The following is a 24,627-nucleotide window of genomic DNA, read 5'->3' on the forward strand; positions in this document are numbered from 1 at the left end:
GTAATTTTTTTATAAAGTTTACAAAAAATTTATAATAATGAATTTGAATCTGGTATATTTCATTAACAGCTAAATAATAACAACTATTAATAATTAAGGTTGGCTTGTGCTATATAGACGCCCTCCATCGCGTTTTGGAATAAACTCTTTAAGTGTGAAATTGTCGTTACTCATATCCTCAATTTGTTTAATTGCGGGTGTTTGTGCTGCCTTTTTTATGCTTAAATCTGAGGAAAAGCAGCTGGTTTTTGAAGAGCACGAAGTACTAAAAAGCTCGACCGATTTATTAGTAAGGCAATTTAAAGAACGAATAGAAACAAAAGTTAACATTGCTAAGCAAGCTAACAACATAGTTAATGAGCAGTTATTTCAAAAAAACTCCCCAATTGATCTAACCAGTAAAGCACAATTACAGTTTAATAGTGATGGCACTATTCGAAGCGCTTCATCGGATGGTTTATCTGCCGCGTTTTTACCACAAGAAAAGTTCACACCTTTTTACAAACAGTTATTTAATAACTCTGAAGCACTATGGGATGTTATCTCACCAACATTAGTTTATGACTTCTACAATTTTTACCTTATAACCAATGATGACTTTATCAGAATATCGCCACCTAATTGGGCGTTAAATGCTCCTGCTGATTTTCGAGTAAGCGGTGGTTCAACTTATAAGTATGTTCGCGAAAGTTTAGGCAACTCTGTAGAACCTGAATGGTCAAAGGTTTACTACGATAGAGTATGGCATGATTGGGTGATCAGTTTACTGGTCCCTATTTATTCGAATAATGAATTTATAGGGGTTACAGGCAGTGATATTACGCTTAATAAACTCGTGTCTTTTCTACCTATAGGAGACAAAGAAAAAAACTTACTTGTTTTTGATAGTAAAGGCCAATTATTAGCCCACCCAGATTTGAGTACTTCATTACTTGCTGAATACGGAAAAAATAATAAAAAAGTGGCAATGGACGAGTTTGTAAACCCTCAGCTCAAGTCAATTATTAGTGAGGCAATTGCGACAAAGCTTCCAGAATATGCAAGTTCTTTTTTACAAAATGACGAGGCACACTTAATCAATATTCAAAAAATTGATCAGCTAGATTGGTACATAGGGGTTTATAAAAAGCGTTCTTCTACATTGTCTGCTCTGCAAGATTTGAAACTTAAGTTTTTTGGTCTTTTTATTCTTTACGCTATTTTAGTTGCCTTGTTATTGCATCAAGCCTTGCAGCATCTTGTGTTACGCCGATTGCATTCACTTGTTTATGCGGTATCAAGCTTTGGTCAGGGCAAACTAGATACTCAATTTCCAGAAGAGAACAAAGACGAAATTGGTACGCTTATCGGTTCGTTTAAAGATATGACGGTTGAAATTCGTAAATTAATAGATGGACTTAACCAGCGAATAACTGAAAAAGAAATAGCCGAAAAAGCAGCTAATCGATTATCAAAAGCAGTCGCTTTCTCTGGCACAGGTGTTGTTATAACTGACGAGAACTTTGTTATCGAATACGTTAATCCCAAAATGTTAGAGATGACAGGTTATCCAGAGAGTCATTTCACTCGAGCGCCACTTTTAAACATTATTGCGTCTGATATGGCTATTTTGGTTGAAGATATTGATATAGACCTACGTAGTCGTAACTATTGGCGCGGTGATACGTTAATTGAAAGCAAAGACAAACAGCCTATTTGGGTTTCATTGAGCGTTTCACCGATACGAGAGGAAGGCGGTAATATCACAAGTTATGTTGCTTCCGCACAAGATATCTCGTTTGTTAAAGAAAGCCAGCGCAAAATGGAACAGCTCGCTTATTTTGACACGCTAACAGGTTTAGCAAACAGAACCTTCTTCAGAATGCAGTTACGCAAATCTCTTGCGCTTGCAGAACGTGGTCATTATGCATTTTCACTTTTTTACTTTGATTTAGATGAATTTAAGCGAATTAATGACACCCTTGGACATGACGCAGGCGATCAATTATTAATACAGGTTGCGAATAGACTGAAGAAGCGCCTAAGATCGGAAGATACGATTGCACGTTTAGGCGGCGATGAGTTTGCAGTATTACTCAGTGGAATTGAAAGCCAAGAACACGCAACCGATGTGGCAAATACAATCCAGCAAACGCTTAATATGCCTATTATGCTAGGAAATAACGAGGTAATTATAAGCGCGAGTATTGGTATTACTATGGCGCCATATGACAGCCTCGAAGAAGATCAATTATTAAAGCACGCGGATTTAGCAATGTATGAGGCCAAAGAGAAAGGGCGTAATACGTTCCACTTTTATAGCCAAGAGCTAAATGCAGCCGCAAATGAGCGATTATTTATTGAAAACGAGCTGCGTATTGCGTTAAAAGAAGATCAGTTTGTGGTTTTTTATCAGCCGCAGATAGATAGCCGTACTCAAAAGGTTGTAGGATACGAGTCATTATTGAGATGGTTCCACCCAACAGAAGGTTTAATACCGCCAGATAAGTTTATTCCTATAGCTGAGGCGACAGGACTTATTGTTGAATTAGGTGAGTGGGTATTACAGGAGTCATGTAATTTCGTTGTGAGATTAACAGAGCAAAACCGTGAAAATAACGTATCGATTAACTTATCTGCTCGCCAATTTAAAGATTCGAATCTTGTGCCGACCCTAAGTAAGATGATTATTACATCGGGCGTATCGGCTAAACGATTACATTTAGAGTTAACTGAAAGCATGTTGATGGGGAACGTAGAGGCTGCTATTGCTCAACTTCATGAGCTAAAAGCACTAGGTATTTCTATCTCAATTGATGATTTTGGAACGGGGTATTCTTCGCTTAGTTATTTAAAACGCTTCCCGGTAGATATACTCAAAATAGATCGTTCATTTGTGCAAGATATCCCAGAAGATAGCAATGATATGGAGATTACTGCCGCTATTATAGCAATGGCTCAAAAGCTTAATTTAGATGTGGTTGCTGAAGGGGTAGAAACCATAGAACAAGTTGAGTTTTTACAAAACAACAACTGTTTTATAGTGCAAGGTTATTATTACAGTCGCCCAATCCCTGAGTCTGATTTACCAGATTTATATTTAAAGCTGGGTGAAGTACCATTTAAAAAAGTAATGTAGATTTATAATTGCGGGTTAACCACCCGCAATTTTCACTTTAAACTTTAAGCCCTCTAAAATTGCTTTTAACTTATCTCGGTCATCGCCTTGGACTTCTATAACGCCTTCTTTTACAGCGCCACCTTGGCCCATTTTACTTTTTATTGTTTTAGCTAACTTTTTTAAGTCATGATCTTTGGGGTCTATGCCAACAACAAGCATTACGCCTTTACCTTTACGGCCTTTTGTTTGACGCTCAATACGAACAAAACCATCTTTGAAAAGCTTAATATCAAGCTCTTTTTCTGGTTTTGGCTGGTCAATACGTCCAGTGCTTGTTGAATATACTAAGTGACTATCTGTCATGGTTTACCTTATTCAGTCAAAATGTATTAAGTAATGGCGTAAATGATAGCAAATTTGCTGTTGTGTGTTTTTCTTTTTGCTAAATACTTTTAACAGGTTATATTTAGTCAAAGATACATTTAACGGAGAAATCGATGAATTTAACTACCCGTACATCAGCCGATGGAAAAGCGCTAACAATACAAATAAAGGGAAAGTTTGACTTTAATTTAGTGCAGTCTTTTCGCCAAGCCTATGCTCAGATAGACAGTAGCACTAACAAAGTGATTGTAGATTTAAGAGAAACTGACTATATGGATAGTTCTGCACTAGGCATGCTTTTAAATATGAAAAAAACTTTAGAAGATAAAGTGACTGTGTTTGAAATCACTAATTGCCAGCCACAGCTGAAAAAAATATTACAAATATCGCGCTTCGATAAGAAATTTGATATTAGCTAATGGCAGCACACGTTCTTATTGTCGATGATCAGGCATTAAACCGTATTTTATTAAGTCAAATGCTCAAAGATGAAGGTTATCAAGTATCGATGGCCTTCAACGGCCAAGAAGCAATTAAAGTCCTTGAGCATGAAGCCATAGACATTGTGTTACTCGATGTAATAATGCCGGTTATGGATGGTTTTGAGACAGCCAAAATAATAAAAAATAAATACAGTGAAGTTTATTTACCTATTATTTTTATTACTTCGTTAGACGACAAAGCAAGTTTTGAAAAATGTTTAGAAGTTGGCGGGGATGACTTTATCCACAAGCCATTTGATAAAGTTATTCTTCACGCAAAAATTAAAGCTCATAGAAGAACTCGTGAGCTAAGTAAAAAAGCCAACCAGCAAAAGCAACTGCTCGAGTATCACCACAATCAAATTGAACGTGAACACGAAATAGTTGAGCACATATTTAATAATTCACTCGAATATCAAGATGATTTTAAGCAACATCTAGATTTTAATTTATCGCCAGCATCCATGTTTAATGGTGACATGTTTTTAGTTGCACAAAGTCCCATTGGTAACTTGTATTGCATGCTGGGTGACTTTACTGGGCATGGCTTGGCAGCTGCTATAGGTGCGCTACCTGTCTCTCGCGCATTTTATACAATGGTAAATAAAGGTAAGGCCGTTAATGATATTGCCTTTGAGCTAAATACACTTCTTTACAACCTGTTACCGGGGCATATGTTTTGCGCGGCTACCATTGTGGAGCTCAGTGCGTCAGGAAAAAGTATATCAGCGTGGCTTGGTGGCTTACCCGATGCATATTTGATCGATACTGAAGGTAATATAAAAAAGACATTAGAATCTCAACACATGGCATTGGGTATATTAGACAAACATGAATTTGAGTACGATTTAATACATTTTGAAGTAAATAGTGATACACGTTTAGTTTTTGCAACCGACGGCATAACAGAAACCACTAATAAGCAGGACGAGTTTTTTTCTGAAGAACGCTTTATAGCATCATTAAAAAGTAAGCCCATGATCTCTTGTGAAGATATAATTGCTGATGTGAGTGATTTTGCGCAGGGCTTACAACAACAAGATGATGTAAGCATTGTCTTGCTTAACTGTTTGCCTTTGCAGGTGGAAGAAAAGCCGAGAGAGCCTTTTTCAACGCTTGCCTTCAATTTGTCATTAAGCCTTAATTCAAAGCAAATTAAGCAAACCGATCCTGTCTACGATATTGTCAATATTCTTAGTCGTATTGAGGGATTAAATGACCATCGCTCAAACATTTTTTTACTCCTTTCTGAAGCTTACAATAATTCACTTGATCATGGTGTTTTAGGATTAGACTCCGCAATAAAGCTGCAAGAAGACGGTTTTTTTAAGTTTTATGAAATGCGTGAGAAAGCCATAAGTGAGTTAAAAGATGCCATGATCATTATTGATATACGCTACTGCCCAGAAACACTCAGTTTGTATTTTATCATTTGTGATTCGGGAAGGGGGTTCAGTAGCCAATCAAATGATGAAATGAGTGGCAATAATGAATTTGGGCGTGGTCTTTCACTGCTTGAAGAAATTGCAGAAAAAGTTACATATAACGCCAGTGGTAACCAAGTTGAAATGTCCTATAAGTTGATCTAGCTCTGTGAAAATATCCATGCTATTATTTCTGGAAACTTAGATGTATGGATGGCCAAATGATTTCTTCTTATTTAACGCAAGCGCAGTTGCGCGTTAATGCAAACTTAATTACAGCCGAGCTTGAAAAGCTTGAGCACTATTTAGCGCATACATCTTTACCAGAAACGCGTTGGCAGTATCAAATACCTGAATTAGGTGAAGGCGGGGCGTGTAGCTTATTTGGTTACTTGCAAGATGAGCCTTTTAACCTTGCTGATTTTATAAATAAAGATAGCAATACCAAGCTTGCACAGCTGCAAAGTATTGTTAACTATGTACACGCGCAAACGGGTGTTGACTGGTATGGTATTTATCAATCAACGGACACAGACGAAGGTAAACAACTTTTAAAGCTTGCTTATCATGGTGTACCTAGCCGTCCTCTATTTCCGCTTACAGAGGCCTTTGCTGCAGGAAGCAATAATGTTCAAGTGGCGTTATCACAAAAAGGTCGCATTATTAATAATGTAGAGAAGTATCTAGCACAAGGTGGAGAGTATTATACCTGTGACCCTAAAGTTAAATCTGAAGTATGTTTGCCTTTATTTAATGCCCAAAATGAGTGTGTAGGTATTATTGATGCTGAAGCATTTGATAATGACTTTTTTGATGACAAAGTTTTGGCCATTTTAATTGCGTGTTGTATTAAAATTCCTCACTCACTCGTGTAAATAACACTAGTCAACGTGATGTGCTTTTATGTTAAGCTAAGCTTAATTGCTAACCCATAAATATAGATAAGAGATAGCCCATGTTCTCAGTATTAAAACCATTACCAACCGATCCTATTCTTGGCCTTATGGCGGCCTATAAAAAAGATACAAACCCTAATAAAATTGATTTAGGTGTGGGTGTTTATAAAGATGAGCACGGTAATACACCTGTATTAAACGCAGTGAAGAAAGCAGAAGCATTCCGCTTGGAAAATGAAACAAGCAAATCTTATATTGGCTTAGCAGGTAACTTAGACTACTGTCAAAAAATGGAACAGCTATTACTTGGTGAGCACCAAGCATTATTAGCAAATCGCGTGCGTACAGCACAAGCACCAGGTGGTACAGGTGCACTTCGTGTTGCTGCTGAGTTTATTAAGCGTTGTAATACAGATGCAACTGTATGGGTTACTACACCTACTTGGGCAAACCACATTAGTTTATTTGAAGCTGCGGGTTTAACCGTAAAAGAATACCCGTACTACGACTACGAGAATAAAGACCTGCTATTTGATGAGATGATCAATACCCTTAAGCAAGTACCAAAGGGTGATGTAGTGCTATTACACGCATGCTGTCATAACCCAAGTGGCATGGATTTAAACGAAGCTCAGTGGAACACAGTAGCAGAGCTTGCTAAAGAAGTTGGCTTTACACCATTAGTAGATATAGCTTACCAAGGCTTTGGCTCTTCACTAGAAGAAGATGCACGCGGACTTCGTATTTTAGCTGATGCCGTTGAAGAGTTAATTATTTGCTCATCGTGCTCTAAAAACTTTGGTTTATATCGTGAGCGTATCGGTGCATGTTCATTAATTGCAAAAGACAGTGCGACAGCTGATGTGTCAAACTCAGTAATGTTAAGTGTGGTACGTAGCATTTATTCAATGCCTCCGGCACATGGTGCTGATATTGTTAACACTATTTTAAGCAGTACAGAGCTTACGCAAATGTGGCATGCTGAACTTGATGAAATGCGTACGCGTATTAATGGCCTTCGTAGTTTAATTAAAGAAAGCCTAGCATCAAAAGACATAGCGCAAGACTTTTCATTTATTGAACGTCAACACGGTATGTTTTCGTTCTTGGGTATTAATAAAGAGCAAATTGAGCGATTACAAAAAGAGTACGGCATATACATTGTTGGCTCAAGTCGTGTCAACGTAGCCGGTGTTAGCAAAGCAAACCTTGATTACTTTGCAAATGCAGTTGCTGACGTTTGTAAATAAACGTAGCTAATATAAAAAAAACCGCACTTCATTAATCATGGTGTGCGGTTTTTTATTAACTAAATTTTGGTATTACAAAAGCAAGCTTTAACCAATTGCAGGTATAACCCCACTCATTTGCATAAATTGCGCAGTAATTATTAGCACACCACATAACGCTGCAATCAATAACCCTGTACGACCACTGCGTACTTTATAACCAGTGTTGGTACTGGTTGAGGCACGTTGTTTATAAACCATAGCAACAGGTAAAAATACAGCCAGTACAACTAAAGCAATGGCGGCATAGCCAAGGGCCATTATGAAGCCTTGCGGGTAAAAAAGAGCAAATCCCAAAGGCGGAATAAATGTAATAAGCGCTGTTATAACACGGCCTTGGTTGTTATCTCCTTGTTTAAATGCATCAGCAAAAAAATCAAATAAACCTAGGCTTACACCTAAAAATGAAGTCGCTAACGCTAAATCAGCAAATAATTTCACCGCTATAGATACATTTGAATTATGTGCAATACCTGCAACACTGGCTACAAAACCACTTAAGCCCTCACTATTGAGTAAATCGCTTTGGCTCATAATACCTTGGCTTAATAGTTGCCAAAATATGTAGATGACCAAGGGTAATGCTGCGCCTGCAATCATCACTTTACGCAGAACTTTTACGTCAAGACCTACGTATTTAACAATTGATGGGATAGAGCCGTGAAAACCAAAAGATGTAAATACCACAGGAATTGCCGATAATATTAGCCCCTTCTCAACGGGCATTTCGAGCAAGTGCTTTGATTGTACATAGGGCGTAAGCATATAAAATAGGCTAGCTAAAACAATCACCTTGATTGAAAAGAGTATTCTATTAAATTTATCTACCTTGCTAGTCCCTAGTGTAACCACGCTTGCAATAATGACCGCCAAAATAACGGAGCCAAATTGCGGGGCAATTTCTAATTCAAATCCAAGATTGATTCGCTCTTGAAGCTGAGCACCACCGCCTGCGATATAAGCTGCACATAAAGCATAAAATAAAAACACCATTGAAAAATTAGCAATGTATTGACCGCGCTTCCCAAGCCAGCGTTTAGCAAGTGTATTTAACGTTGCATCACGAGGGGCAAACTGATGTAGCTCTAGCATCAGCAAGGCGGTGTAAGTCATTAATATCCAGCTTGCAACAATGAGTGCAAGTGCAGTCATAAAACCTAAACCAGCAGAAGCGATAGGTAAAGCAAGCATACCAGCACCAATAGTGGTACCAGCTACAATTAACATGCTGCCTGTTGTTTTATTTTTGAGCACTTAATTACCTTAATTATTATTAATTTATACGCACCATATAACTAGAACGGTAAAACTCAAATAGTTTTGTTATAAATGACATTAAATAAAATGTAACTTACATTTTACAGCTGTATATTTAAGCATTTTATAATCTTTAATATGATTAAATATCTATTCATAATCCCTTTACAGCGTATAATTCTATTACTAGTTATTGAGCGTTTATATCTTAAGATTAAACTGACAGTTAAGTATGTGTACTGTAACTAGTGCATTAATACGCTTGGCTGGCTTTTTCCCTCAAAACCCACTCGCCTTATTTTTAACTAACAAAGGAATGGTTCGTGCCTGTTAAAGTTTCATATTTTTTAATGGTTCTTATATGGTCCACCACTCCGCTGGGTATAGTGTGGAGTAGTGAGAGTGTTTCGCCATCACTAGCGGTGTTAATGCGTATGCTCGTTGGGCTATTCATTGGTGCGCTTGTTGTTGCAGTCACTAATGTAAGAGTGCCATGGAGTAAGCAAGCTTGCCTACTCTATGCTTACTCAAGCATTGGTATTTTTGGTGGCATGTTATTGAGTTATATGGCGGCTAGAACAGTGCCTTCTGGCATTATTTCACTTATGTTTGGATTGGCACCTATTTTATCGGGATTGCTTGCTCAACAGCTATTAAACGAGCCTAAATTTAGTTTAATAAAACTCATTGCTTTAGCAAGTGCGTTAGTCGGACTTTATTTTGTAAGCTATAACCAAGTACAAAACTCACAAACTCAGGGACTTGGGCTTGTATATGTATTTATGGCTGTGTGCTTTTTTAGCTTAAGCGGTGTGATGATAAAGCGGGTGAGAATTGCAATTCACCCTATGGCCACAACATTTGGTGCACTAGTATTTGTAACGCCATTATTTTTTATTGCGTGGTGGGTGCTTGATGGTGAGCTTAATATACAAAACTGGAATTTAAGGTCGCTTTGGGCAATTGGTTATTTAGGACTCTTTGGGTCGTTAATAGGGGCATTGGCATATTTTCATGTTTTACAAAACTTAAACGCGAGCACCGTTGCGTTAACAACACTTATTACACCTAGCTTTGCAATAGGGTTAGGTGCGTGGCTTAATAACGAGCCACTAAGTAAAGAGCTAATAATTGGCGCTGCTATTATTGTAATTAGTTTAGGCTTTTTTCAATTTGGTGATAAATACTTAAAAACTAAAAGTAAGCGCTAGGGCGTGTTTAACTTTGCGGCATAAAATGTCTTTAATCGAGAGCGATTAATTAAATTACGGCGCAAAGTTTGTAACCTCGTAAATTAAGTAAAATCCCCTACATTTTAGCTATTTGAATGACCAAACGGCGATTTTTATCGCGGCCTAAAATATTATCATTGGTGTCTACAAAGCGTTTTTCACCAAACCCCGTTGTTTTTACTTTATTTTCATCCACACCTAAGCTAACCATATAATCTTTTATCGCTTTTGCACGCTTACGAGATAGGTCTAAGTTGTTCCAACGACCGCCATAACTGTCGGTATAAGAATCAATACTAATGGACTCAATGGTTGAATCGTTTTTTAGATATTCAGCAATTTTATCAAGGCGTTGCTGGGATGACTTAGTTAACTTACTGCTATTAGATTGATAGTTCATCACTGTAAACGAAATATCCTCAAAGCTGTAAGGTAATAGTTCGTCACGGCATTGCAAAAAGGCCCAATAGGCTTGCTTAAAGTTTACACTTGAAATACCAACGGCAATTTTATCGGCACTATTTTGCCAGTCTTGGTAATAAAAAGTGGGGTAAAACCCTTTTTCAAGTTCTGTAAGCATTTCCCAAGCAGTTTGATTACCGAGTTCACCATCAAACTTTTTAAGTAGCTTCATATTTGCTATGTCGCGTGCTGGCAGCCCAGAGCGCCAAGAAGGAGGAACTGCTTTAAGCCCTGCAATGGCGTAATTTTCAGGGCGAACAACCATATCTAAATTGAAAGTTAGGTTTTTATTTTTACTCGCCGATGCTTTAAAAATAGCCTCGCCATAGTAAGGTACCTCATGGTTCAACTGGCATTGCAAACGTGTTGTTTTAACCACTTCCCAATTTGAACTGTCTTGATTTGCAGAGTAATTACGCATGGCCGCATGTGCACTGACGCTCAATAGCGCAGAGCTAATACTAACGCTCATCAATAATAACTTTAATTTCATCAAAGACTCCCCGTAAACCCGACACGCCAAAAATTTGGCTTTGTTCAGTACTGCCATATTATATAGCAGTTAACACTTAGCTAGTATCACTTAAAGCAAATTGTATGCCTATAATTATAGGCATAAATAATAGGTAAAAGTCCCTAGCCGAACGGCACCTACTTTTGACATAATAGAAGGCTTATACCTACAAACCAAGAATACTATGGCAAATACTGAGCAAACCCTTTTCGCAAAACGCTTTCGTGGCTTTTTTCCTGTTGTTATTGATGTTGAAACTGCTGGTTTTAACAAAGAGACAGATGCATTACTTGAAATTGCAGTCTCTGTTTTAAAAATGGATGATGACGGGTTGCTTAGCATAGATCAAACAGTGCATTTTCACGTTGAGCCGTTTGAAGGCGCAAATATTGAGCAAGCAGCAATTGAATTTAACGGCATTGACCCATTTTCGCCATTACGAGGTGCAGTCGCAGAAGAAGACGCTATCAAAGAGATTTGTAAGGTCGTGCGTAAAGCGCAAAAAGCAGCAGGGTGCCAGCGTTCTGTTATTGTGGCGCATAACGCCGCGTTTGATCATGGCTTTTTAAATGCGGCTATTGAACGCAATAATATAAAGCGCACACCGTTTCATCCATTTGTGAGCTTTGATACAACAACGTTAGCAGGGCTTGCTTTAGGCCAAACAGTATTAGCTAAAGCTTGTCGTGCAGCTGGAATTGAATTTGATAACAGTCAAGCACACTCGGCACTTTACGACACAGAACGCACTGCTGAATTATATTGTTTAATTGTAAACCGTTGGCAAGAGTTAGGCGGTTGGCCGCTTGCGCCACTCGATGAGAGTGACGATGATGAACCCGCCAAGGAACCTAAAACGACTGAGTAATTTTACCCTCAGATAATTTCACGAAGTGGGGGGGATAAATACGCGAAAACTGTTTAGTTTCTTTTGCTATTTTAAGCTCCACACCAGGGTGCATTAACTCGTTCACTTTTAAGCGGCTAGAGGCTAGTAGCTGGGCTATTTTTCTTTTTACGAGTGCTTTTTGTTGCTTAACATGACGAGAGCGGACATTCACTTGCTTTTCGTTAGCCGTAATTTTATCAGTAAATTGCTTGCGCTGAGCAGGGTTAGTTATTTTCTCTGCTTTAGTTCGCGCATTTTTTAATTCCAGTAATTTAGTACTTAATACCTTTTCAAAGTCGTTAATTTGGCTTTGCTTATCACGCAGTTCAAACCAATTTTGTGCTAAAAACACACGCGTTTTAGTACCAGCAGGCGCACCTAATTCACCAGTTTCAATCCGCATTGCATCAAATATATTACCACCAATAATTTTGCCACGAGGGTTATCGGCTTTGCCAACACGTATTAAACGTTTAGCTGTTAGGTCACAATGTAATACTTGGCGCTCTATGAATAAACTTTGTTCAGTCTTAATGTCACAATATTGAGCATAGCCTATAGAAATTGTACGCTTGGCTGAAATACGGCAAGTAAATGCTTCTTCGTTTTCACGGTTTCGGCCTATGGCACCTAATACAATAGTTACAGCACTTTCGCTTTGCACAATTCCTGATTCAACAAAGCCTAAAACAGTAATGTCACCTTTTGCTTTTACTCGCATTCCGTCTTTTATATCGCCACTAATAATTACACTGCCGTCAAAATCAATGTGGCCTGTACTTACATCTACATTATCGAAACATAAAACGTCGTCAACGCGCATTCCACGCGGAAGCGCAACAGGAACGCCTTTGCAATCTGCAATCAGTAAATTAGGGTTTGTTGGGTCTATTTTTGTTCCTTCAAAAGGTTGTAGTTCAAGTTCTTTTCCTGGCGAGGCAGGGATAATATCACCAAACACCGTGTATCCGTCTTCACCCTGGGTGGCGGCTATACGTTGCATAAGAGGAGTGCCCGGTTTAACAGTAATGATAGCCCCAAGATCTTTCATATCAACTTTACCACCAGCAGTTGCTTGCGGGCTTAAAACGCGATCTTGTGCTGTTGAACAAAGGCGAACAAATTTAGCATCGCTACCTTCTTTTGGATTGCAGCCATGGGCTACAATAGCGCTATATGCCACACCTGAAGCTTTTTCAAACTGTTGGCCTAAAAAACTATCAAGCGCACGCGGACTAATCCCTTTTTTTACACCTGCTTGGCTAAGCGCCTCTTGCGCATCTTCCATTGTTAGCAGTGTTCCACCTTTAGCTGTAGTAATAGTGGCCTCTGCAACCATATTCTTTTCATCAATATTAATAGCAATAGTGGCATCCACTGCTTTAGCAATCACTAAAGATACTTCTTTGTGGTTTTTAGAAGGCGCAAAAAGTTTCCCGATATTAGCTGTAATAGTTTCATACTCGCCAAATTCAGATTGTTCAAACATTTCAATTAATTGAGTGCTTGTGACCGGAAAACCGCTATCAATAGGATGTTTAATTAAAGAAACACACCCTGTATTTTTATCTAATGAAAAAACCGACATTTTAAATCCCTACTTCTTATGCCTGTTATTATTCTTAACCTTTACAGTTACAACTAAACCTTTAGCACTAGCTGGCTAATCCCTTATTTGAACACAGGTTTACCATATTGTTAAGTAAATGTTTACTGTAGCTAATACATTATTGCTAATTTGGTTGCTAAATATGCAGTTAGCCTGTGTAAATCAAATAAAGCGTCATTAAGCCTTGAGTATCATCACTTTACTCAGTTATACTGCTTGCACGCTCTGAATGAGTTTACTAATTCAGGGGCTGATTAGGATTCGACGGAATTCAAGAAGCCCAAGGTGCATGTCGAGGTGCGGTTTGCCTCGTAAAAAAGCCGCAATCTAAAGTAATCGCAAACGACGATAACTACTCTCTAGCAGCTTAGGCTGGCTAGCGCTCCTTCCATGTATTCTTGTGGACTGGATTCTGGAGTGTCACCCTAACACCTGATCGCGATGGAAACCCTGGCCGGGGTTGAAGCGTTAAAACTAAGCGGCCTCGCCTTTACTTACCGTGTTTGTCCGGGATTTAAAGGTTAATTAAATGACAATACTAAACATGTAGTACCGACGGTCGAGGCTTTTCGGACGGGGGTTCAAATCCCCCCAGCTCCACCAATAACGGTTTTTAAATTCGTTTGTTTAAAAACCCTAAAAAACCCGCAACTTGAGCAATCAAGTTGCGGGTTTTTTTATGTGGTTAATAAAAGCTATTATGATTCTCTTATTGTGCGTAGCTTCATTTTTATCACAATGATCATTAATATAAGTAGTGATAAAACACTAATTGATAGCGTTAAGTTAATTACGGCGTTGTTGGGCTGATTAACTTTAGGGTGTGCGTTGCCATTTTGCTGCTGCCTAATATAACGCTGGCTTATCCAGTCTACGGCGTTGATCCATTGTACTTTATTTGGATCTGTATTATTGAGTGTACTCATTGTATGTGCGTCATTATTTAAACTATTTGCTAAATTAATTAGTTGCAACCAAAACGCATTTTTCTCACCTAAGTCGTCTATTTCTTGCAGGCGAAGGTTTAATTTTTCGCCTCCCATTTTTTCAATATTAGGCTGCTTTACACTGTCGGCATAGCTATTAATTAATAGAGAAAACCGATTGAATTGCTCACTATCTTGGCTTTGCTGTGCATTATTATTGGCACTCAAATTCGTTTTTTGTTGATTACTAACTGCCTTTTGCTCAGTTATGTACTGTTTGTAATCTTGGTAGGTTAAGCCTGTTAAAGTGTTACTTTGCGATTCACTCATTGTATTTGAAAGCAAATTATAGCTAATAGTAAGGCCCGTAATTGTCATAACTAACAGAGCTATATAGCAAAGATAGAGTAGGCTTTTTAGTGAAGAGCGCTGCAGCTTTACTTTGTCGTTTTTGTATCGCGTAATTATAGTCTGTATAGAATTAGTTTTTTTCTGCAGTAGTGTACGTTTTGAATTAGACGTTTTATGTTCTTCTGCATCATCATGTTTTGTTAATTTTTTTAACGCTATAGGGTACTGCTTTGCTGTAAGAGCGGTAGATTGATGCAGTTCAACTCGTGTTATTAAGCCCATTTTTTTTAGTGACGATTCTGCTTTAACGGCTTCTATACTCGTTAGATCTTTTTTTAATGCGTAGGATTTACCATCAAACAACTTTATAGCAATAGTATGGGGAATATTTAAAAATTGGCTAAGTTGTTTTTGTACCAATGAAATATCGGCATGTTGCTGTAGTTGGCCATTAAAAATAATTTTAAATGTAGCGCTCACTTTAATTCCTTTGTTTTCATTTCCCTTAAGGAGCTTTTTTATCTATATACATAACATAAACTTAACAGATTAAGACTCTGTTTTCTATATTCCTCACTAATGATTTTTTATTAATAATTTAATGTGCTTAAACTTAATACAGTAAATGACTTTACGAGAGGAAAATTTGAAAGAAAGAGGGATAGTAGGTTACGTTTAGGTCACAGAACGCTGCTCACTAGGGGCTTATCGTCAAGGGATTCTATTGCTAATTTGTTAACTCTTATAGGCAATGCTTTGGTTTGCAGTTGTTGACGTGGTTAGAGGGTAAATTGTTTGGGGTCGCCTTATGGCTGTTGTGGCGTATCTAAATGATTTGTTCTTTTTGAATTAAATATTAGCAGCTTGTTTTGAGTGTCAGCTGTTTAGTTAACTTGCTAATAGTTGAAAGTGTTGCCCCATTAACGCTTTTGTTAATGGAGCACTTTGGCTATTTAACCGCAGATTTAATGGCAGTATCACCGTCAAAAAGTTCAAAAATACGGTTCTTTTCAAACGAATTGGTTGCGATATGCAGCAGTGCATTGGCTACATTTTCACGACTAATTTCAGCCTTATCTTGGTCATCAGGGCGCTGTGTTGTCACTTTCATTGATGCGCTTTCATTAGTGAGCGTACCCGGGCGAACAATGGTGTAATTTAAACCACTACTGGCAAGGTGTTCATCGGCCATATGCTTAGCAACTAAGTATGGTTTTAAATCACTTTCTATTGCGTCAGGGTTATCTGCACCTATTGAGCTGACCATAATAAAGTGCTTAACGTTATTGTTTTTTGCGTAATTAGCCGCTTTTGCTGCAGCCCATAGATCAATTAATAGTGTTTTGTCGTCGCCGGTGCTTCCACCAGAACCAGCCGCAAAAATTACTTGATCACAACCTTTAATAGCTTCACTAAAATCACCTTCTAAATCTTGCTCTACAATATTTAAAAACGGGCTTTCTAAATCACTTAGCTTAGTTTTATCACGAACAAGGGCGGTAACATTTTGTTCGTTCTTAAGTAATAACTCCGTTGTCATTTTACCAATTTGACCACTAGCGCCAATAATTAAGGTCTTACTCATAATTAACTCCTTTCACTTGTTAGTAAATGTATTTGCTTACAAGTAGACCTTGGGCTTAAAAATTGTTTTTAAAGGGCAAAAAGAGACATTAACGTATTAATTTTAAAAAACATTTAATATAAAAAGAGTACCTTAACTGAGTATGAAAATGAGTAGTTATATTTGTGTTTTTTTTATAATATTTTTTCAATCATTATACTCACTTCGGTCACATAGTTACGGTGGTATAAGCTAATACGTACTTTACGATTTTGGTAATTGTAATAAAGGGTGCGGTAGTTTTCACTGCCGGTTATCTTCAATGGGTCACCTAATTGTTGCTGATAAAAGTCTGTAATGGAGGAAATAGACTGCGTTAAATACCCAGTTTTAACAAGTGGGTATTCATCTGTTACTTCCATAGTTGTTACAAACTCATCTGGCACTGCAATATCAATAACATTTATGGCAAGTGTTTTAAACGAGGTAAACAATAACAGCGATAGTATAATTAATTTTTTCATTGTGACTCTTTAAGTTCCTTTTATTGAGAACAGTTTACCCAAATAGTGGGCTTTGTCATTTATATTTTATTACGAATTAAATCTCTTACAATAAAGCGAGCGGGGTGTATAGCTTGGCTTACTCGCTCGCTGAGTGGGCGCGGCTCGTTTGCTAAGCAGCTAATAAAATGTTCAGCACACAGTGGTGCGCTGCACAAGGCACGAGCTCCAAAGCCCGTAAAAATATGTAGCCCTTGTTGAGGGTGATTGAGAGGCAAATATTGATAACGCTTACCCAACCTCAGGTTTGCAAATGCATTTGTATAATCGCTTTGTTCACACCATTGCCCAGCCATTGGCAAGTGGTCGATGAATGTGCATCTTACTGCTGCTTTTGCAGAGCTTACTTTTCCTAACGTTGTAGCAAAGTCGCTATGATCGTAAAAGTTTATGAGTTGAGCACGGTTAGTTTGGTTATCCTCATCTGAAACATGGCGGCTTTTACTGTTTTTATCAAATGTAGCGCCCATGCAATGATGGTCTAAATAAGCTGGTGTAAAGTAGCCTTTATGGCAAAGTACCGTTTTAAGCTTTCGAGATTCAGGACTTGCTTGAACATGCGATACTTGCCCGCGCACGCCTACAATAGGAAGTGATTTTGTTTGCTCAAATGTGTCGCTGTGCTCACCAGCGCAAATAATAACATCGCTAAATGGGCCAAACTGTTGATTATTGCTTGTTAAAACCCAGCCGTTTGCTGTTTTTTCTATGTTTACTATATTGCAATTAAAGTGGCTGTTGTGGGGTATTAGCTTATTGGCTGCGCCTAGCATTGCATTAACAAGTTGTGGTGGATTAACCCAGCCACCTTGTTCAAAATAAACACCGGGGTACCCAGTTTTAACGCCGGCTATTTCATCGCCTTGCTCTGCGGTTACGTTTTGCATAAGTTGCTTTGGCCAAAGTTGCTTTTGAGCAAGGTTTTTGTGTTTATCTGCAAGGGGCTTTTTTACAGCATGTTGCAAAACACCACACCATTGGTGATCAAAGCTAAATCCATCATTTAATAATTGCTGATAAACGCGCTTTGCGTATAAAAAACTATGCGCAAAAAGTTCACTATGGGGTGAATCTTTAGCTTGTAAATGAGGATACACCGCGCCTTGCACATTATGTGACGCACCCATGGCAGGCTGCGGGTCTTTGCAGAATAATTCAGCGTTTATACCGCGTTTAGCAAGGCTGTATAAAATACAACTACTGGCTATACCGCCGCCAATAATAGCAACATTATTAAGTTTACTATCGTCTTGATTAAAGTAAGGGGGGGCTGACTGAGCCGTGTTTGCATGAGGTATTTGGCCAATTAGCATGTCTCTTTTTTTGCCAAAGCCTTTGGTTTTAATTGTATCAAACCCGGCTTCTATTAAACCACGACGAACAAAACCTGCTGCTGTAAACGTAGCTAGAGTTGCCTTTGCTTTTGAAATGTCAGCCATGCTATTAAATAAGCTTTGCTGCCACATTTCAGGGTTTTTGCTTGGGGCAAACCCATCTAAATACCAGGCATCTACAATCCCTGTTTGTGGGTAGCTCATTGTATTAATAGACGCGAGTGCATCGCCAAAATGTAAGTCGAGGACAATACGTCCGTTGTCAAATTCAAGTCGCTGACACCCTTGTAAATTAATAGGGTAATTGTTGACGAGTTTTTCACTTAATTTTTGTAATGTAGGCCACGCTTGAAGTGCTTTGCTTAAATCGTTAACTTTTAATGGGTATTTTTCAAACGAAATAAAGTGAAGGCGTTTTACACCTTTATCTAATTGATTTTGTGGTTGTTGACGTGCAATATGATCGTTAAAGTGTTGCCATGTATTTAAAAAATTTAACCCAGTACCAAACCCTGTCTCTGCTATTACAAAATGGGGTTGGTCATGAGTTTGTAATCGAGTTTCTATATTATTTTGCTCATAAAACACATAATGCGATTCGGCAAGACCGTCGTCATTCGAAAAATAAATATCACCAAAGTCATCAGCAAACGGTGTACCTAAATCGTTAAAGTGTATATGTGCGTTTTTAATCATAATGTTTAAATTTACAAAATATATTTTTTATTATTTTACGGGTTTTCTTTGTAATAGTCTGGCGTTATTTATAAGCTAGCAGTTCAGAGTACAAGTGTACGCTAGAAAGCTGACCACTTAAGTGATTAAATTCGCGTAAAATAAAACGCAATTAAGTATTAAGCTAAGGGAATCACCCATGAGAAGAGCCGTAATTACCGGTATCGGTGTTGTATCAAGCATTGGTAACAACAAAGAAGAAGTTTTAGAGTCATTAAAAACAGGTAAAAGTGGTATCGCTTTCAACCAAGAGTTTGCTGACTACAACTTGCGCAGCAACGTATCAGGTAAAATTGATATAAACGTTAAAGACCATGTTGACCGCAAAGCAATGCGCTTTATGGGTGATGCTGCTGCGTACTCTTACATTTCGATGACTCAAGCAATTGAAGACTCAGGGTTATCAGAAGAGCAAGTGTCAAACGAGCGCACGGGTATTATAGTTGGCTCTGGTGGTGGTTCATCTAAATGGCAAGTAGAAGCCGCCGATATTTTGCGTGAAAAAGGCGTAAAGCGTGTAGGCCCTTACATGGTGCCTCGCACTATGGCCAGTACAACTTCAGCATGTTTAGCGACTCCTTTTAAAATAAAAGGGGTTAATTATTCAATTAGTTCTGCATGTGCTACGTCGGCGCATTGTATTGGTAATGCGGTTGAACAAATTCAACTTGGCAAGCAAGACGTTGTGTTTGCTGGTGGCGGTGAAGAACTTCACTGGACGCTTGCTATGGAATTTGACGCAATGGGTGCACTTTCTACTAAATACAACGAAACACCAGAAAAAGCATCGCGTACTTATGATGCTAACCGTGATGGTTTTGTTATTTCTGGCGGTGGTGGCATTGTAGTTGTAGAAGAGCTAGAGCATGCATTAGCACGCGGCGCACATATTTACGCTGAAATAGTAGGGTATGGTGCTACATCTGATGGGTACGATATGGTTGCTCCATCGGGTGAGGGTGCTGCACGTTGTATGCGTCAAGCAATGCAAAATGTAGACAGCATTGATTATCTTAACACGCATGGCACATCAACACCTGTGGGTGATGTTAAAGAGCTTGGTGCAATTCAAGAGGTATTTGGTGGTAACTCACCCATGATCAGTGCGACTAAAGCAATGACGGGTCATGCTCTAGGGGCTGCCGGTGTGCATGAAGCCATTTTCTCTTTGTTAATGCTTGAGCATGGTTTTGTAGCACCGTCTATTAATGTTGATGAATTAGACGAGCAAGCTGAAGGTTTAGATATTGTTACTGAACGCAAAGATGTAGAGCTAAATACAGTGATGTCTAACAGCTTTGGCTTTGGTGGTACAAACGCCACTTTGGTAATGAGCAAATACAAAGCTTAATTACCTGCATTTGTTTTTTACGGTTAAAAAAAGGTAAGCCACAATGGCTTACCTTTTTATTATAAAGGGAGTTATTCCCCCTTACTGTGTTCTTCGCGGGCTTGCTCAATTTCGTCTGCAATCTCTTGGGCTTTTTGCTTGGTTTTTTCTGTTAATTCACCTGCGGCTTCTTTACTTTTTATCCATGCATCGATAGCAATTTCCTTACCATCGTCGTACATGTCTAAGCCCATGGCTTTGCTTTGTTGAAGTAACTCGTTTAACGACTCATCATTTTTAAGATCGTGTGTTGTTTCTTTTACTTCATTCCAGGCATCGCCTAGTTTTTCTTGCATTTGAGCGCTTTTTTCTTTTGTTTCTTCTTTTACTTCTTTAGCGTCTTCACAACCGGTTAAAGTAATTAAAGTGCCTAATAATGCTAAACCTGCTAATTTATTCATATGCTATCTCCTCAAGAGATTAATAGTTAATTCCAGATAATTATAGAGTAATGAAAATGAACGTTCCCGTAACAGAGCGGTTAAAGTTTAAATTAATGAACGAGCATGATTGGCAACAACTATATGAGCTTGATCAAGACCCTGCAGTAATGCAATTTTTAACGCGTGGTGTGCCTACAACTAAAAAACAAATTAGAGAAGAGGGGATACCGCGTATGCTTGCATATCGCAATGCTAAAAAGGGTTGGGGGCTTTGGTCTGTGACAACTAAAGACACCAATACATTTATTGGTTGGGTCCTTTTAAGACCTATAGATTTTTTTAGTGAACAACCAAACTTTAGTGATATTGAAATTGGTTGGCGCTTTAAACAAATAAGCTGGGGGCAAGGGTATGCGACTGAAGCCGCGAGAACATTATGCGCAGAGCTCACCAAACAGCCCGATGTTAATTATATTAGTGCCAGTGCGTTAGCAGATAATATAAGTTCTATAAAAGTAATGAAAAAGCTTGGACTAACGTTTGTCAAATCTTACACGCATACTGATGAGCAGGGTGACTTACCTGCTGTTTTATATTCTAAGCGCCTAAAGTAAGACTAAAATCTGCACCCACAAGGATTGACCTAGCCATAAATGCTGTGCATAAATATGGGAAGGTTATACTGCTTATTATTTTTAACTTAACTTTTAAGTGAAACTTCCAACAACTAAAACAATAATTTAAGGACGTTATATGGGCTTATTTTTTTCGCCAACCAAGCTAGTGATAACGAGTGTACTTGTGTTTCAATTCAGTGCATTTCATGTAGCAGCCAAGCAAGTTGCGCAAAGTGCTGTTGCTATGCCTGACTCGTACAGTGCTGATACGGCTAAAAATATATTAGAGCTGGGCGGAAATGCCGTAGACGCAGCTATAGCAGCACAGTTTGTATTGGCTGTAACCCTGCCTGAAGCGGGTAACATTGGTGGCGGCGGATTTATGCTGATCCAAAAAGATGGCAAAAGTGATTTTATAGATTACCGAGAAACGGCTCCAAGCGATGCACACCGAGACATGTACTTAGACGAACAAGGCAATGTAATACCTAATAGGTCTATTTATGGCATACACGCAAGTGGTGTACCTGGCAGTGTTGCGGGTATGTGGTTAGCTCATAAAAAACACGGTACGGTAGAATGGAAAAAATTAGTACAACCTGCCGTTACTTTAGCTGAGCAAGGTTTTATTGTGCCACCAAAATTGGCGCAAGGGGTTAGTAATTACATAAGCTATTTAAACGAGCAAAAAATAGATGTTAACTTTGAGAAATATTTTGCTGGTTTAAAAGCCAATGAAAAATTTACACAACCTGAGCTGGCAAAAACATTAAAGCGAATTCGCGATGATGGACAAGCTGGGTTTTATGAAGGCGAAACAGCCAATATTATCGAAAAATTTATGCGTAAGCATGGCGGTATTATTACCAAAGCTGATTTAAAAAATTATACGGCTAAGTCGCGCACACCATTAAAAGCAAGTTGGAACGGGTATGAAGTGCTTACTTCGCCGCCACCCAGTTCAGGCGGTATTGCAATTTTACAATGGCTAAAAATGTATGAACTGCAAAAACTAAATAACGAAGTGGCTCATAATTCGTCGTCTTACGTGCATTTGCTTTCTGAAATAGGTAAACGCGTGTTTGCAGATCGAGCAGAGTACTTAGGTGATCCTGACTTTTTTGATGTACCAGTAAACGCATTACTCAATGAATTATATTTAAAAAAGCGTATGGCTGATATCTCATTAACAGCGATTTCAACAACCGAAAAAATAAAGCCTGGACTGAAAGAAAGCGAACAAACCACACATTTTTCTATTGTTGATAAAATGGGGAATGCCGTAGCAAATACCACAACTATAAACTTAGGGTTTGGTAGTGGGGTTGTAGTTGAAGGCGCCGGGTTTATTTTAAATGATGAAATGGACGACTTTAGCGCAAAACCGGGTGTTATGAATGCGTTTGGTGCGTTAGGTGGTAAAGCTAATGAAATACAGCCACATAAACGTATGCTTAGCTCCATGACACCGACCATTTTATTAAAGGATAACACAGTAAAAATGGTAACCGGCTCACCGGGTGGTACAACGATTATTAGCTCGGTTTACCAGTCAATTTTAAATGCAATAGAGTTTAATATGAGTGCAGAGCAGGTGGTTAACGTGCCTCGCTTTCATCATCAGCTGTGGCCTAAAAACGTTATACGTGTTCACGAAGGGTTAAATGATGCGGTAAGAGTAGAGCTTCAAAAAATGGGTTACACAATTGACGAGCGCCACTTTGGTGACATGCATGTGATTATTAATAAAGATGGGGAATTAGATGCTGCGTCTGAAAATTCAGGAAGAGGTAAATCAATCGTTTTTTAACTAATTAAAATTAGATTTATAAAACCGCTCAGTATGTACTAAGCGGTTTTTTATTTACTATGGCTTAGAGCCAACGAATTGCGTTGGTTACTCGCTCGTTATAGGTATCTAGTGGTGCACCCACACTGGCAACCAAAATGGTATCAGCCTGCGACCCGCGATTGATTTGGCCTTCAAAGCGCTCATCTTGGAAATGATCATTTCCCAAACCAAACGATTTATTTTCTGAAGGTACAATAAATACCGTCATTGGACCAAAGTCCGATTCAAAAATTAAATGTAAGCCTCTTTCCCCTTTAAAATCACAAAACATAGCGTAAGTTATATCGCCAGGAAGCTCATCTATGTGACCACCAAGTACGGCCAGTTTGTCATTGACACTTTGAAGGCTGATAGGGGATTTTTTATCAAGGGCATTTATTTCGTAGTACACATGCGCAAGTGCATGCTCGCCCGCTTTGTGGCCAATATGCTGCTCTGAGCTGAAAAAGAACGCACTCACTGCGACCATGAATGATGCCGCTAAGGCAAGGTGCACACGGTCAAACTTAAAACGCGATTTAGCGTCAACAACATTGGTGCCAGCAGCTTGCTCTTCTTGTAAGGCTTTTTCTTTTAACGATGTATTTAAAATAATACGATCAGCTAAGTTATCAGGCACAGGTATATCGAGTGCATCTTGAAGGTGTTTATCAAATTCTTTCATTTCGGTAATAAAACTTTGTCGCTCAGAGTTGCTCTGGGCAAACTCCATAAGTTCCTTATCTATATCGTTTGGTTGCGCAATAGTGCGGCGACGAAACTCAAGTTCATCCATTATTTTGATGCCCCTTTAAGTTGTTCATCATCACGGCTTAAAGCCTCTTTAAGTTGGTTTCTAGCACGGTATAAACGTGTCATCACCGTGTTTTTATTTAAATCGAGTATGTCGGCAATTTCCTCGCCGGTGCACCCCATTACGACCTGTAATAATAGTGGCTCTCTGTATTCGTCAGATAGCAATCCAATTTGTCTTTGAATAACGGTTTGCTCCATTTCATCATCAAGCGAATGGCTGGTTTCATCAACTAGCGTATCGTTTTCTACATCACTGTAATCAAACTGTTTACGTTCAAATCGTCGTGCGTTTTCTCTGCGTAAAATAGTCAGTAACCACGGTTTTGCTGCTTTTTGATCGAGTAAAGAATCAAGTGAGCGCCAAGCGCGCAAAAATGTCTCTTGTACTAAATCATCAGCTATGTGCGGATCACGGCACAACCAGTATGCAAAGCGGTAAAGCTCTTTATTATAAACGTGAACTAAGGCTTCATAACGTTTTTGTTTCTCTGCCATATCGATTAAGACCTGATTATTTGATTTTTTATTTCCCAGCATAAGCACTTTTTTACTACTATATTTTTATTTAATGAAAAAAGA

The 24,627-nt window shown here is 38.6% G+C and carries 21 protein-coding genes and 1 other RNA gene; 11 read left to right on the forward strand and 11 right to left on the reverse strand.

From position 1 onward, the window contains the following. Positions 1-106 precede the first annotated feature (106 nt). Positions 107-3,118 carry an EAL domain-containing protein gene (locus tag MTP24_RS04735; protein WP_243533012.1) on the forward strand — a complete coding sequence of 1,004 codons (3,012 nt, stop codon included), beginning with the start codon at positions 107-109 and terminating at the stop codon, positions 3,116-3,118. Between the two features lie 15 nt (positions 3,119-3,133). On the opposite strand, the gene MTP24_RS04740 is transcribed toward MTP24_RS04735, so the two are convergent. Continuing rightward, on the reverse strand, positions 3,134-3,463 hold the full coding sequence (locus MTP24_RS04740) for a translation initiation factor (protein WP_006794680.1): 330 nt from the start codon (positions 3,461-3,463) through the stop codon (positions 3,134-3,136). Positions 3,464-3,597: 134 nt separating this feature from the next. On the opposite strand from MTP24_RS04740, the gene MTP24_RS04745 reads away from it, so the two are divergent. The 4 genes from MTP24_RS04745 to MTP24_RS04760 all read left to right on the forward strand — a co-directional run bounded on the left by MTP24_RS04745 (position 3,598) and on the right by MTP24_RS04760 (position 7,536). Then, a complete protein-coding gene (locus MTP24_RS04745; protein WP_006794681.1) occupies positions 3,598-3,903 on the forward strand; it encodes an STAS domain-containing protein in 306 nt (101 codons plus the stop codon). Beyond that, positions 3,903-5,555, forward strand: a complete 1,653-nt coding sequence (locus tag MTP24_RS04750) for a fused response regulator/phosphatase (protein WP_243533014.1) — start codon at positions 3,903-3,905, stop codon at positions 5,553-5,555. Before MTP24_RS04745 ends, MTP24_RS04750 begins: the two co-directional genes overlap by 1 nt. Positions 5,556-5,611: 56 nt before the next feature. After that, on the forward strand, positions 5,612-6,265 hold the full coding sequence (locus MTP24_RS04755) for a GAF domain-containing protein (protein WP_039036804.1): 654 nt from the start codon (positions 5,612-5,614) through the stop codon (positions 6,263-6,265). A gap of 80 nt (positions 6,266-6,345) precedes the next feature. Next, positions 6,346-7,536 (forward strand): amino acid aminotransferase, encoded by a 1,191-nt coding sequence (locus MTP24_RS04760; RefSeq protein ID WP_006794684.1) that lies wholly within the window; start codon positions 6,346-6,348, stop codon positions 7,534-7,536. An 87-nt stretch (positions 7,537-7,623) separates the two neighbouring features. Here the strand turns inward: MTP24_RS04760 and MTP24_RS04765 are convergent, their stop codons facing one another. Continuing rightward, the gene (locus tag MTP24_RS04765) at positions 7,624-8,829 is read right to left on the reverse strand and encodes an aromatic amino acid transport family protein (RefSeq protein ID WP_243533016.1); all 1,206 of its coding nucleotides are present in this window, start codon (positions 8,827-8,829) and stop codon (positions 7,624-7,626) included. 326 nt (positions 8,830-9,155) lie between these two features. Here MTP24_RS04765 and MTP24_RS04770 point away from each other — a divergent pair, with 326 nt between their 5' ends. Continuing rightward, positions 9,156-10,043: a DMT family transporter gene (locus MTP24_RS04770; protein ID WP_243533019.1), complete on the forward strand. Its 888-nt coding sequence runs from the start codon at positions 9,156-9,158 to the stop codon at positions 10,041-10,043. Between the two features lie 97 nt (positions 10,044-10,140). On the opposite strand, the gene MTP24_RS04775 is transcribed toward MTP24_RS04770, so the two are convergent. After that, positions 10,141-11,019, reverse strand: coding sequence for an OmpA family protein (locus MTP24_RS04775; protein WP_006794687.1), 879 nt, complete (start codon positions 11,017-11,019; stop codon positions 10,141-10,143). Between the two features lie 205 nt (positions 11,020-11,224). Between MTP24_RS04775 and rnt the strand changes: the two genes are divergently transcribed. After that, positions 11,225-11,908 (forward strand): ribonuclease T, encoded by a 684-nt coding sequence (gene rnt, locus MTP24_RS04780; protein ID WP_243533021.1) that lies wholly within the window; start codon positions 11,225-11,227, stop codon positions 11,906-11,908. On the opposite strand, the gene MTP24_RS04785 is transcribed toward rnt, so the two are convergent. Further along, complete coding sequence (locus tag MTP24_RS04785; protein WP_243533023.1) at positions 11,892-13,517, reverse strand: FapA family protein; 1,626 nt, start codon at positions 13,515-13,517, stop codon at positions 11,892-11,894. The genes rnt and MTP24_RS04785 overlap by 17 nt on opposite strands. Before the next feature lie 267 nt (positions 13,518-13,784). Between MTP24_RS04785 and ssrA the strand changes: the two genes are divergently transcribed. After that, positions 13,785-14,141, forward strand: a transfer-messenger RNA (tmRNA) gene (gene ssrA / locus MTP24_RS04790). 95 nt (positions 14,142-14,236) lie between these two features. Here the strand turns inward: ssrA and MTP24_RS04795 are convergent. From MTP24_RS04795 to mnmC, 4 genes are all read right to left on the reverse strand, one after another. Then, the gene (locus tag MTP24_RS04795; protein ID WP_243533025.1) at positions 14,237-15,295 is read right to left on the reverse strand and encodes a hypothetical protein; all 1,059 of its coding nucleotides are present in this window, start codon (positions 15,293-15,295) and stop codon (positions 14,237-14,239) included. 469 nt (positions 15,296-15,764) lie between these two features. Next, positions 15,765-16,400, reverse strand: coding sequence for an SDR family oxidoreductase (locus MTP24_RS04800; RefSeq protein ID WP_138740452.1), 636 nt, complete (start codon positions 16,398-16,400; stop codon positions 15,765-15,767). Between the two features lie 173 nt (positions 16,401-16,573). Continuing rightward, the gene (locus MTP24_RS04805) at positions 16,574-16,903 is read right to left on the reverse strand and encodes a hypothetical protein (RefSeq protein ID WP_006793328.1); all 330 of its coding nucleotides are present in this window, start codon (positions 16,901-16,903) and stop codon (positions 16,574-16,576) included. 59 nt (positions 16,904-16,962) lie between these two features. Beyond that, positions 16,963-18,972, reverse strand: a complete 2,010-nt coding sequence (mnmC, locus tag MTP24_RS04810) for a bifunctional tRNA (5-methylaminomethyl-2-thiouridine)(34)-methyltransferase MnmD/FAD-dependent 5-carboxymethylaminomethyl-2-thiouridine(34) oxidoreductase MnmC (RefSeq protein WP_243533027.1) — start codon at positions 18,970-18,972, stop codon at positions 16,963-16,965. Between the two features lie 178 nt (positions 18,973-19,150). Here mnmC and fabB point away from each other — a divergent pair, with 178 nt between their 5' ends. Then, entirely contained in the window at positions 19,151-20,362 is a 1,212-nt protein-coding gene (gene fabB, locus MTP24_RS04815; protein ID WP_243533029.1) for a beta-ketoacyl-ACP synthase I, read from the forward strand. Between the two features lie 71 nt (positions 20,363-20,433). Here the strand turns inward: fabB and MTP24_RS04820 are convergent, their stop codons facing one another. Continuing rightward, positions 20,434-20,802 (reverse strand): hypothetical protein, encoded by a 369-nt coding sequence (locus MTP24_RS04820; RefSeq protein ID WP_006793331.1) that lies wholly within the window; start codon positions 20,800-20,802, stop codon positions 20,434-20,436. Between the two features lie 50 nt (positions 20,803-20,852). Here MTP24_RS04820 and MTP24_RS04825 point away from each other — a divergent pair, with 50 nt between their 5' ends. Further along, complete coding sequence (locus MTP24_RS04825; protein WP_243533031.1) at positions 20,853-21,398, forward strand: GNAT family N-acetyltransferase; 546 nt, start codon at positions 20,853-20,855, stop codon at positions 21,396-21,398. Between the two features lie 139 nt (positions 21,399-21,537). Further along, the gene (gene ggt / locus MTP24_RS04830) at positions 21,538-23,211 is read left to right on the forward strand and encodes a gamma-glutamyltransferase (RefSeq protein ID WP_243533033.1); all 1,674 of its coding nucleotides are present in this window, start codon (positions 21,538-21,540) and stop codon (positions 23,209-23,211) included. A 64-nt stretch (positions 23,212-23,275) separates the two neighbouring features. On the opposite strand, the gene MTP24_RS04835 is transcribed toward ggt, so the two are convergent. Beyond that, positions 23,276-24,028: a DUF3379 family protein gene (locus tag MTP24_RS04835; RefSeq protein WP_243533035.1), complete on the reverse strand. Its 753-nt coding sequence runs from the start codon at positions 24,026-24,028 to the stop codon at positions 23,276-23,278. Next, positions 24,028-24,585 carry a sigma-70 family RNA polymerase sigma factor gene (locus MTP24_RS04840; RefSeq protein ID WP_021032391.1) on the reverse strand — a complete coding sequence of 186 codons (558 nt, stop codon included), beginning with the start codon at positions 24,583-24,585 and terminating at the stop codon, positions 24,028-24,030. The genes MTP24_RS04835 and MTP24_RS04840 overlap by 1 nt, the downstream gene beginning before the upstream one ends. Between the last annotated feature and the right edge of the window lie 42 nt (positions 24,586-24,627).

The organism is Pseudoalteromonas sp. APM04, assembly GCF_022809815.1.
In the GTDB taxonomy this organism is placed as follows: domain Bacteria; phylum Pseudomonadota; class Gammaproteobacteria; order Enterobacterales; family Alteromonadaceae; genus Pseudoalteromonas; species Pseudoalteromonas marina.

Excerpts from the sequence above, each read along its gene's own strand:
- MTP24_RS04740 (WP_006794680.1), bottom strand. The coding sequence starts at position 3,463 with ATGACAGATAGTCACTTAGTATATTCAACAAGCACTGGACGTATTGAC.
- MTP24_RS04745 (WP_006794681.1), top strand. The coding sequence starts at position 3,598 with ATGAATTTAACTACCCGTACATCAGCCGATGGAAAAGCGCTAACAATA.
- MTP24_RS04750 (WP_243533014.1), top strand. The coding sequence starts at position 3,903 with ATGGCAGCACACGTTCTTATTGTCGATGATCAGGCATTAAACCGTATT.
- MTP24_RS04755 (WP_039036804.1), top strand. The coding sequence starts at position 5,612 with ATGATTTCTTCTTATTTAACGCAAGCGCAGTTGCGCGTTAATGCAAAC.
- MTP24_RS04760 (WP_006794684.1), top strand. The coding sequence starts at position 6,346 with ATGTTCTCAGTATTAAAACCATTACCAACCGATCCTATTCTTGGCCTT.
- MTP24_RS04775 (WP_006794687.1), bottom strand. The coding sequence starts at position 11,019 with ATGAAATTAAAGTTATTATTGATGAGCGTTAGTATTAGCTCTGCGCTA.
- rnt (WP_243533021.1), top strand. The coding sequence starts at position 11,225 with ATGGCAAATACTGAGCAAACCCTTTTCGCAAAACGCTTTCGTGGCTTT.
- MTP24_RS04785 (WP_243533023.1), bottom strand. The coding sequence starts at position 13,517 with ATGTCGGTTTTTTCATTAGATAAAAATACAGGGTGTGTTTCTTTAATT.
- MTP24_RS04800 (WP_138740452.1), bottom strand. The coding sequence starts at position 16,400 with ATGAGTAAGACCTTAATTATTGGCGCTAGTGGTCAAATTGGTAAAATG.
- MTP24_RS04805 (WP_006793328.1), bottom strand. The coding sequence starts at position 16,903 with ATGAAAAAATTAATTATACTATCGCTGTTATTGTTTACCTCGTTTAAA.
- mnmC (WP_243533027.1), bottom strand. The coding sequence starts at position 18,972 with ATGATTAAAAACGCACATATACACTTTAACGATTTAGGTACACCGTTT.
- fabB (WP_243533029.1), top strand. The coding sequence starts at position 19,151 with ATGAGAAGAGCCGTAATTACCGGTATCGGTGTTGTATCAAGCATTGGT.
- MTP24_RS04820 (WP_006793331.1), bottom strand. The coding sequence starts at position 20,802 with ATGAATAAATTAGCAGGTTTAGCATTATTAGGCACTTTAATTACTTTA.
- MTP24_RS04825 (WP_243533031.1), top strand. The coding sequence starts at position 20,853 with ATGAAAATGAACGTTCCCGTAACAGAGCGGTTAAAGTTTAAATTAATG.
- ggt (WP_243533033.1), top strand. The coding sequence starts at position 21,538 with ATGGGCTTATTTTTTTCGCCAACCAAGCTAGTGATAACGAGTGTACTT.
- MTP24_RS04835 (WP_243533035.1), bottom strand. The coding sequence starts at position 24,028 with ATGGATGAACTTGAGTTTCGTCGCCGCACTATTGCGCAACCAAACGAT.
- MTP24_RS04840 (WP_021032391.1), bottom strand. The coding sequence starts at position 24,585 with ATGCTGGGAAATAAAAAATCAAATAATCAGGTCTTAATCGATATGGCA.